10 protein-coding genes are annotated in these 8,794 nt (G+C 42.2%); all 10 read right to left on the bottom strand.

The genetic code is table 11. The annotated features are described in order from the left end of the window. Nucleotides 1-346 precede the first annotated feature (346 nt). The 10 genes from lysS to cysK all read right to left on the bottom strand — a co-directional run bounded on the left by lysS (nucleotide 347) and on the right by cysK (nucleotide 8,756). Nucleotides 347-1,846, bottom strand: a complete 1,500-nt coding sequence (gene lysS / locus ACN6NB_RS00415; RefSeq protein WP_034284259.1) for a lysine--tRNA ligase — start codon at nucleotides 1,844-1,846, stop codon at nucleotides 347-349. Between the two features lie 90 nt (nucleotides 1,847-1,936). Then, nucleotides 1,937-2,938 carry a tRNA dihydrouridine synthase DusB gene (dusB, locus tag ACN6NB_RS00410; RefSeq protein WP_039175955.1) on the bottom strand — a complete coding sequence of 334 codons (1,002 nt, stop codon included), beginning with the start codon at nucleotides 2,936-2,938 and terminating at the stop codon, nucleotides 1,937-1,939. Continuing rightward, nucleotides 2,931-3,164, bottom strand: a complete 234-nt coding sequence (locus ACN6NB_RS00405) for a helix-turn-helix domain-containing protein (protein ID WP_024425661.1) — start codon at nucleotides 3,162-3,164, stop codon at nucleotides 2,931-2,933. Before ACN6NB_RS00405 ends, dusB begins: the two co-directional genes overlap by 8 nt. After that, nucleotides 3,116-3,619 (bottom strand): 2-amino-4-hydroxy-6-hydroxymethyldihydropteridine diphosphokinase, encoded by a 504-nt coding sequence (gene folK, locus ACN6NB_RS00400; RefSeq protein ID WP_039175953.1) that lies wholly within the window; start codon nucleotides 3,617-3,619, stop codon nucleotides 3,116-3,118. The genes ACN6NB_RS00405 and folK overlap by 49 nt, the downstream gene beginning before the upstream one ends. Then, nucleotides 3,616-3,978, bottom strand: a complete 363-nt coding sequence (gene folB, locus ACN6NB_RS00395; RefSeq protein ID WP_024425659.1) for a dihydroneopterin aldolase — start codon at nucleotides 3,976-3,978, stop codon at nucleotides 3,616-3,618. Before folB ends, folK begins: the two co-directional genes overlap by 4 nt. Further along, a complete protein-coding gene (gene folP / locus ACN6NB_RS00390) occupies nucleotides 3,971-4,828 on the bottom strand; it encodes a dihydropteroate synthase (RefSeq protein ID WP_058838231.1) in 858 nt (285 codons plus the stop codon). The genes folB and folP overlap by 8 nt, the downstream gene beginning before the upstream one ends. 9 nt (nucleotides 4,829-4,837) lie before the next feature. Continuing rightward, entirely contained in the window at nucleotides 4,838-5,686 is an 849-nt protein-coding gene (gene pabC, locus ACN6NB_RS00385; protein ID WP_268474613.1) for an aminodeoxychorismate lyase, read from the bottom strand. Beyond that, nucleotides 5,683-6,276, bottom strand: coding sequence for an aminodeoxychorismate/anthranilate synthase component II (pabA, locus tag ACN6NB_RS00380; protein ID WP_024425656.1), 594 nt, complete (start codon nucleotides 6,274-6,276; stop codon nucleotides 5,683-5,685). The genes pabC and pabA overlap by 4 nt, the downstream gene beginning before the upstream one ends. 13 nt (nucleotides 6,277-6,289) lie before the next feature. Continuing rightward, nucleotides 6,290-7,708: an anthranilate synthase component I family protein gene (locus ACN6NB_RS00375; protein ID WP_366207069.1), complete on the bottom strand. Its 1,419-nt coding sequence runs from the start codon at nucleotides 7,706-7,708 to the stop codon at nucleotides 6,290-6,292. Between the two features lie 124 nt (nucleotides 7,709-7,832). Beyond that, nucleotides 7,833-8,756: a cysteine synthase A gene (gene cysK, locus ACN6NB_RS00370; protein WP_024425655.1), complete on the bottom strand. Its 924-nt coding sequence runs from the start codon at nucleotides 8,754-8,756 to the stop codon at nucleotides 7,833-7,835. Nucleotides 8,757-8,794: the final 38 nt, after the last annotated feature.

Raw genomic sequence — 8,794 nt, 5'->3', positions numbered from 1 at the left:
AAAGTACAAAACCGAAGTTTTGTTTTTCGTCAGCGTTTGACTGACTACCTATGAAGTATCATAGGATTTTTTTATAAAAACTCGAATTAACAGGTACGTTTTGTCTTGTTTAGTTTTCAAAGATCATTTTCGTTATCGCTCGTAAGCGACTTTAATATCTTACCATTTTGCATCAGTTAAAGTCAAGAACTTTTTTCAATTTCTTTTTTTAACCTCGTTGCTGTTTTGCGGCAACGAATAATAATATACCATCTGGATTCTTTCCTTGCAATAGTTTTTTTAAAAAAAGTTTCATTTTATGAAAAATAAAAAGCGCCATAGATAAAATGGCGCTTTGGTTGATGTATTAGCGGTTTCTCATTTGTGGGAAAAGCAGTACATCTCTGATTGATGGAGAATTTGTTAAAAGCATGATTAATCGGTCGATTCCGATTCCTAGACCACCTGTTGGAGGCATACCGTATTCTAATGCTTCAACAAAATCGTCATCCATTAGATGTGCTTCGTCGTTTCCTTCTTCACGTTCTTTTAATTGAGCTTCAAAGCGTTCTCTTTGATCGATTGGATCGTTTAGCTCTGTGAATGCATTTGCATGCTCGCGGCGTACGATAAACAGCTCAAAGCGATCAGTAAAGCGAGGGTCTTCAGGATTTTTCTTAGCTAATGGAGAAATCTCCACTGGATGTCCGTAAATGAATGTAGGCTGAACCAATGTTTCTTCTACTTTTTGCTCGAAGAACTCATTGATAATATGACCTACTGTCATATTTTTCGTGATTTCAACACCATGATCAGCAGCATGCTGTTTTGCTTCTTCTACAGACATCTCCTGCCAGAAGTCTACACCTGTTGCTTCTTTGACCGCTTCAACCATATGAAGTCTCTTCCATTCAGGTTTGAGATCAATTTCATCTTCTCCATATTGAATGGTTGTTGTTCCTAACACCTCTTGGGCAATATGAGCAATCAGGTTTTCAGTCAGATTCATGATGTCTTTGTAGTCTGCGTATGCTTCATACAGCTCGATCATAGTGAATTCTGGGTTGTGACGAGTTGATACACCTTCATTACGGAATACGCGACCAATCTCGTATACTTTCTCTAGACCACCGACAATTAGGCGTTTTAAGTGCAGCTCGATCGCAATACGCATATAAAGCGGCATATCAAGTGCATTGTGATGAGTAATGAAAGGACGCGCTGATGCACCACCAGGGATGCTGTGCATTGTTGGTGTTTCAACTTCTAAGTATCCTTTAGAATCTAAGTATCTTCTCATGGATTGAATGATTTTGCTTCGCATGATGAACGTCTGCTTACTTTCTGGATTTACAATGAGGTCAAGGTAGCGCTGACGATAGCGTTGTTCAACATCTTTTAATCCATGATACTTATCAGGAAGCGGGCGAAGTGCTTTCGTAAGAACCTCAAAGCTGGTCGCTTTAATAGAAAGTTCTCCTACGTTTGTTTTAAAAACAGTTCCTGTTACACCGATGATATCGCCTAGGTCTGAGCTTTTGAATAATTCGTAAGCTTCTTCCCCTACACTATCTTTACGAACATAGATTTGAATTTGTCCTTCTAGGTCTTGAATATGTGCAAAGCCAGCTTTTCCTTTTCCGCGCTTTGTCATCATACGTCCAGCGATTGTTACTTGAGCCGCTTTTCCTTCTAAGTCTTCTTTAGAAAACTCGTCATATTCAGCGATAATTTGCGCAGATTGATGAGAACGGTCATATCGTTCACCGAATGGATCGATACCCTCTTCTCTCATTTTATTCATTTTGTCACGTCTGACCTGAAATTGGTCATTTAATTCTTCGTTATTAAGCCCTTCATTACTCATTTATATCACTCCAATAATGTATTTTGCAGAGAAAAGCAGAAAAACTGCCAGTACATGCACTAGCAGTGAGCTACAAAAAGAAAGATAGTCTTATCCTACTTTTATACTTTGAAGCTCTTTTGCCTCGGCTTCGATCGTAAAGTCATCAAGAACTTGTACAAGCTCCGCTCTCGTTTCACTTTGATTGATTTGATTTCTTACGTCCGCATTGCCTCGGACACCTTTTAAGTACCATGCTGCGTGCTTTCTCATTTCTCTGACAGCCACATGCTCGCCTTTCAGGTCAATGAGTCTGTCTAAGTGAAGTTTGCACACTGACATTTTCTCACGCACGTTTGGCTCTTCTTTCAGTTCACCCGTTTCTAAATAATGAACCGTTCGATAGATCATCCACGGGTTTCCTAGTGCGGCTCTTCCGATCATGACAGCGTCCACACCCGTTTCATCAAGCATACGTTTTGCATCTTGAGGGGTTTTGACATCGCCATTGCCGATGACAGGAATGGATACAGATTGTTTAACCTCTTTCATGATATCCCAATTCGCTGTTCCTTCGTACATTTGCACGCGTGTCCGTCCGTGAAGCGCAACCGCTTGTCCACCTGCTCGTTCAACAGCACGGGCATTATCAATAGCAAAGATATGGTCTTCGTCCCAGCCCATTCTCATTTTCACTGTAACTGGTTTGTCTACAGCATCTACAACAGCAGAGACCATTTCATAAATTTTGTTTGGATCAAGCAGCCATTTCGCTCCTGCATCACATTTCGTAATCTTCGGCACAGGACAGCCCATGTTGATATCAATAATATCCGCTGTGGTATTCTTGTCTACAAACTTTGCCGCTTCGACGAGTGTATCTTTTTCCCCTCCAAATATCTGAAGGCTCAAAGGCTTTTCCCGTTCATCAATGTATAGCATACCCATTGTTCTTGCATTGTTGATCAGGATCGCTTTGTCACTGACCATTTCAGCGCAGACTAAGCCCGCTCCAAACTCTTTCACCGTCAGTCTGAAGGCAGAGTTGCACACACCAGCCATCGGCGCGAGCACTACTTTGTTTTTAATCTCGATATCTCCGATTTTAAACATTTTTCCCCCTCCTTTCTTCTTCAAGGATTGGCGAAAGTTCTTCCACCGTTATATTTAAAGCATCTGCTATTTGACCAACCAATTGGTTTGTTGGTAATCGATTGCCTCGCTCAATTTCTCCTAAGACAGAGACAGAGATGCCCAGTCTTTTCGCGAACCCTTCCTGAGTATACCCTTTTAGCTTTCGGTATGCACGAATTCTTCTACCCCACATGTCTTTTTCCATATGCTTACACCTTCTTGGTCTGTTACGGCATTTATTTGTACTTCGCCGATTTCTGGGCAAATCTCACTCATCGGAACAAGAACGAATAAACGTTCGTACATTCTAGGATGCGGCACTACAAGTTGTTCTGTTTCAATATTTTCACGATTATAAAGTAAAATGTCAAGGTCAGCCGTTCGCGGCCCCCACCTCACTTCTCTTGTTCTGCCTAACTCTTGCTCGATTGTCTGAGTAAGAGACAGTAGTTCCTCTGGACGAAGTGAAGTGGTAATTTTCACGGCCATATTTAAAAAGTCATCTTGGTTTTCATAGCCTACAGGTGTTGTTTCATATATTGATGAGATTAATTCCACTTGTACCTCTGGATGTTCATGCAGTTTTTTAACGGCTTCTTTTAAATAGGTTTCTTTTTTACCTATGTTTGAGCCTAATGCGATGTATGCCGTGTTATTCATGTGCGTGATCTCGTCATTTCAATTGCAACGGACTGATAGTGACCTGGAATTGGCGGATCTGGCTTGATCACCTTCACTGTACATTCCTGGACTGTCGGAAAGTCCTTTAACACTTGGTTTGCAATTCTTTCTGTCAGTGTTTCAACGAGATTGACCGGCTCACCTTCTACGATGCTTTTGCAGATTTGGTAGAGCTCTGCATAGTTGATCGTCTCATTGAGGTCATCAGTTTGTCCGGCTTTACTTAAATCAAGTGAAGCTGTTAAGTCCACGCGGAATCGCTGCCCTAGTTTGTTTTCTTCTGCAAATACGCCGTGGTACCCGTAAAATTCCATTCCGTTTACATATACTTTATCGATGATAAGCGCCTCCCTTATTCAGCATGGCATCCATCATTTTTGCCATTCTTGCAATTTCTTTTACATCATGTACACGGACCATCGCACTGCCCTTTTGAATCCCAAGACAGACCGTCGCACCTGTTCCTTCAGTACGTTCTTCAGGCGGCAGGTCTAAGACAGCACCAATGAATCGTTTTCGAGATGTAGCCAGCAGCAGTGGATACCCAAGGTGACAAAAATGTTCAAGTTCATTCATGACCTTCAGGTTGTCCTCTTTATTTTTCGCAAATCCTACACCAGGATCTAATATGATCATGTCATCGCTGACACCCGCTTGCTGGGCAATTTGGACACTTTCTTTCAAATCGGCGATCATATCTGAAATCAGATGTGTGTAGTTTCGTTCTGGCCGATTGTGCATTAAAATGATTGGAACATTGTGCTTCGCTGCCACATGTGCCATTTGGGGATCTGCCTTTGCTCCCCATACATCATTAATGATGGAGGCTCCAGCTTTCACCGCTTCATCTGCAACACGGGCTTTATACGTATCAATAGAGATAGGTACATCTAATTCTTTTGTAATCTTCTCAATGACCGGAATGACTCTTGAAAGCTCCTCTTCTTCCGAGACAAGTGCCGCTCCCGGACGAGTCGATTCTCCGCCAATATCGATAATATGTGCCCCGTCTTCTATCAGCTGCGCTGCATGAGCCAGCGCTTTATCTACTTGATTAAACTTTCCTCCATCTGAAAAAGAGTCAGGAGTGACATTTAAAATGCCCATGACTAATGTCTTTTCTTCATAACTAAGGGTATGGTGCTTGGCCTGTATGATTTTAGGCTGTTTTATCAATTGTTGTGTCATTGTGTCCACCTACTCTTTATGGTCTTGACGTTCTTTAGTGTATTGCATTCTTAACTTTGTTGAAATTGTCCGGCTGTTTTTGGGAAAGTGGATTTCTCCTATTCCTCTGAACGGTACAACTCCCTGAACAGAATTGGTCATCCATGCCTCATCAGCAGAAAGCAAATGTGAGACTGGGTATCGCCCTTCCTTTAGAGAAGCCTCCATAGCGCGGAGCGTTTCCATACAGTATCGACGAGTGACCCCATTTAAAATGCCTGTATCAAGTGACGGTGTATAGATCACATCATCTTTTCGCCAAAAGATATTCGAGGTAATGCCTTCTGCCACATCATCTTCTTTTGTTAAAAAGATGCCTTCTAACGACGGGTCATTCCCCACTTCCCTTTTAGCGAGCAAGTTGTTCATATAATGATGAGACTTGAGGCGTCTTGGGCCTTCCGGTGTATTTCTTCTCGTTTGAAGAATGACTCCCTTTTTCTCATCCAAAATAGATTCTGGACGGAAAGGAGAGATCATGACAAAAACGACAGGCTCTTCATAAGGATCTGCAGAGAATCCGTTTCCTCTGCCCGCAGAAACATTCAAGCGAATTCTCGCATGGCCGCAGGCTATTTGGTTTTTATTCAGTAAGGTATGAATGATGTCGAGTACAAATGGTTTCTCTATTGTGGATTCGATGCAAAGGTCACGTAATGATTGATTGAGCCTTTCAAGATGCCAATCCAACAGGAAGACTTGTCCTGCCAGGCTGGTAAATGTTTCGAATACACCGATGCCATATAGAAAACCATGATCAAAAGGAGAAAGAGTCGCGTCTTTCTCCTCTATATACTGACCGTTCAGATAAATGATCATGCGTTTACTTCATGCCCCTTTTTACGATAGGTTTCAATGAAATTTTTCAGCATTTCTTTTCCGAAGGACGTCATAATTGATTCAGGATGGAATTGCACACTTTCAATCGGCAATTCTTTATGGCGAATCGCCATGAGCTCGCCTTCCTTTGTGCTGGCTGTTGCGTCAAAGCACTCTGGCAGCGTCTCGTTTTTGACAATTAATGAATGGTATCTCGTTGCAACGAGCGGATTTTGAAGTCCTGTGAAGACACCTTTTCCGTCATGTTTAATCTCTGACGTTTTACCGTGCATTAAGCGCTCTGCTCGAACAACATCCCCGCCAAAGACTTGTGCGATGGATTGGTGGCCTAAACACACACCGAAGATCGGAATACTTCCTGCAAAGTGCTTGATCGCCTCCATACTAATTCCCGCTTCATCAGGACTGCATGGACCTGGAGAAATCATGAGAAAATCCGGCTTGAGCTCTTCAATTTCTTGAATGGTCACTTGATCATTCCGTTTCACGATCAATTCTTCTCCAAGCTCCCCTAAATACTGGACCAGGTTGTACGTAAATGAATCATAATTATCAATCATTAAAATCATACTCTGCTCACCTCTAACTCAAAATAGTCTCTTCTTTGCTCAACTGTATTGCTTTCTTCACTGCATAGGCTTTTTTAATGGATTCTTTGTATTCGTGTTTTGGGACAGAATCTATGACGATCCCCGCACCTGACTGCATAAAGGCTTTTCCTTCTGTACAATACGCAGTCCGAATAACGATATTAAAGTGCATATCTTGATTGAATCCAAACCAGCCTATAGATCCAGTATAAAGCCCACGTCTTGTTGGCTCAAGTTCTTCTATGATTTCCATTGTTCTCACTTTTGGTGCACCTGTAATCGTTCCTCCTGGGAATACAGCTCTCATGACATCTACCGCGTCACATTCATCACGCAGCTCTCCTTGTACATTGGATACAATATGCATCACGTGTGAATATTTCTCAATCGCCATAAATTCGTTCACTTTTACGGATCCATAAGTAGATACTCGTCCAAGGTCATTCCGCTCAAGATCAACGAGCATGACATGCTCTGCGCGTTCTTTTTCATTTTCAATGAGTTCTTTTGCCAGTGCTTGATCCTCAGCGTCGTCTTTGCCTCGTGATCTTGTTCCGGCAATTGGTCTTGTTTCTAGCTGAGTTCCTTTTTTCTTAATAAGCAGCTCTGGAGATCCACAAACAATCTGGAAGTCAGGCGTATGCAGGTAAGACATATAAGGAGATGGATTCACTTGACGTAACGTTTTGTATAAATCATACGGATGAGTGTGAAGCTGTTCATCTTGTCTGATAGATAAGTTCACTTGGAACACGTCACCGTTTGCGATATATTGCTTAATTTTCTCTACTGCTTCTCCAAAGGTTTCTTCAGTAAAAGGTGCTGCTGGTACAAATTCTGTGGAAGATTCATTGACAGGTGATTGTGCTGATTCTTCAAAAGAGCTTGTCCACTTTCGCTTCCATTCTTCCAGCCTTTGATTCGCTTCACTCATTGGTTCTGCTTCCTCTGTGTGAGTAATCAGCCACAGTGCGTTCTCTTCATGATCAAAAACTGCAACATCGTTAAACACGAGGAAATAAAGGTCTGGTGTTTTAAGATCATCAATTGCCAGCATCTTAAAATGCTCGATGTATCTAGCATAATCGTAGCTTAAAAACCCAATCGCTCCACCTTGGAAGTCGGGGTATTCGTCGTTTGTTTCGGTTTGAAGGGTTTGAAACCAATCCGTAAACGCTCTGAATGGATCACCTTCTTTGAACAATACCTCACCTTGATAATGGATGGTCGTCATCCCATCTTTCCCCTTCGCTTTAGCGATCGGGTGAATACCAGCAACGCTATATGAACCGCCGCGTGCACTTTCTAGAAGCACATGATGTGTTTCACGAGCAGTTAATTGTTCGTATCTTTTCAAGAATGCATCTTTCGTAAAAGGAATTTTGATGCCCATCGGCCTGCGTTGTGTCATGTTATCATCCTTTTTTATTTTCATTAATCTTATTGTAATGCAATCCAATTTATTTAGAAAATAGTATTTGCTTTCCATCTTCAGAATTCATGAAAAAACCCCAGCAAACGCTGGGGTGATTGGTTTAATCGAATTGATAAAGAGGTGTACTGAGGTAACGCTCACCGTTACTTGGGATGATTGCGAGAACCTTTTTCCCTTTACCAAGCTTCTTCGCTGTTTGAAGTGCTGCGTAAATAGCTGCTCCGGAAGAAATACCACCAAGGATTCCTTCTTCTTTCGCTGCTTTTCTTGCAAGCTCAAATGCATCTTCGTTTTTCACTTGGATGATGCCGTCATATATTTCTGTGTTCAGGATTGAAGGAACAAAACCTGCTCCAATTCCTTGAATTTTATGTGGACCCGGCTTTCCGCCTGACAATACAGGGGAATCTGTCGGTTCTACCGCATAAAGCTGGATGGATGGGATGGCTTCTTTTAGGACTTCACCAGCACCTGTAATCGTACCGCCCGTACCAACACCTGCAATAAATGCATCAAGCTCGCCGTCAAACTGTTCAAGAATTTCTTTCCCAGTTGTACGACGGTGAATCTCCGCATTGGCTTCGTTGCTAAATTGCTGAGGCATGAAGTAACCATGCTCCTCTGCCAATTCTTCTGCTTTTTTGATGGCACCTTTCATTCCTTCTGCACCTGGTGTTAAGACAAGCTCCGCACCATAAGCGCGTAAAAGGTTGCGGCGCTCCTGACTCATTGTGTCTGGCATAACCAAAATCGCGTTGATTCCTTTAGCAGCCGCTACCATCGCAAGGCCGATTCCTGTGTTTCCACTTGTTGGTTCAATAAGGGTATCGCCGGCTTTTAGTGTACCTTTCGCTTCAGCATCTTCGATCATCGCTAAAGCAATACGATCTTTGACACTGCTGCCTGGGTTCATATATTCAAGTTTCAAGTAGACATCCGCACTGTCTTCATCTACTAAACGGTTTAATTTAACGACTGGTGTATTTCCTATTAGTTCAAAAACTGAATTTGCAATACGAGCCATCACTAACACCTCTATCTCCGAGTAATTTTATTGTATTA

The sequence above is a fragment of the Bacillus sp. 11B20 genome (assembly GCF_056098985.1).
Note: the sequence above shows the minus strand (reverse complement) of the source record. Positions and strands in the feature narration are given on the sequence as shown.

What these genes read in the sequence shown, in the direction of transcription:
- lysS (WP_034284259.1), bottom strand. Translation starts at nt 1,846, where the DNA reads ATGAGTAATGAAGGGCTTAATAACGAAGAATTAAATGACCAATTTCAG.
- dusB (WP_039175955.1), bottom strand. Translation starts at nt 2,938, where the DNA reads ATGTTTAAAATCGGAGATATCGAGATTAAAAACAAAGTAGTGCTCGCG.
- ACN6NB_RS00405 (WP_024425661.1), bottom strand. Translation starts at nt 3,164, where the DNA reads ATGGAAAAAGACATGTGGGGTAGAAGAATTCGTGCATACCGAAAGCTA.
- folK (WP_039175953.1), bottom strand. Translation starts at nt 3,619, where the DNA reads ATGAATAACACGGCATACATCGCATTAGGCTCAAACATAGGTAAAAAA.
- folP (WP_058838231.1), bottom strand. Translation starts at nt 4,828, where the DNA reads ATGACACAACAATTGATAAAACAGCCTAAAATCATACAGGCCAAGCAC.
- pabC (WP_268474613.1), bottom strand. Translation starts at nt 5,686, where the DNA reads ATGATCATTTATCTGAACGGTCAGTATATAGAGGAGAAAGACGCGACT.
- pabA (WP_024425656.1), bottom strand. Translation starts at nt 6,276, where the DNA reads ATGATTTTAATGATTGATAATTATGATTCATTTACGTACAACCTGGTC.
- ACN6NB_RS00375 (WP_366207069.1), bottom strand. Translation starts at nt 7,708, where the DNA reads ATGACACAACGCAGGCCGATGGGCATCAAAATTCCTTTTACGAAAGAT.
- cysK (WP_024425655.1), bottom strand. Translation starts at nt 8,756, where the DNA reads ATGGCTCGTATTGCAAATTCAGTTTTTGAACTAATAGGAAATACACCA.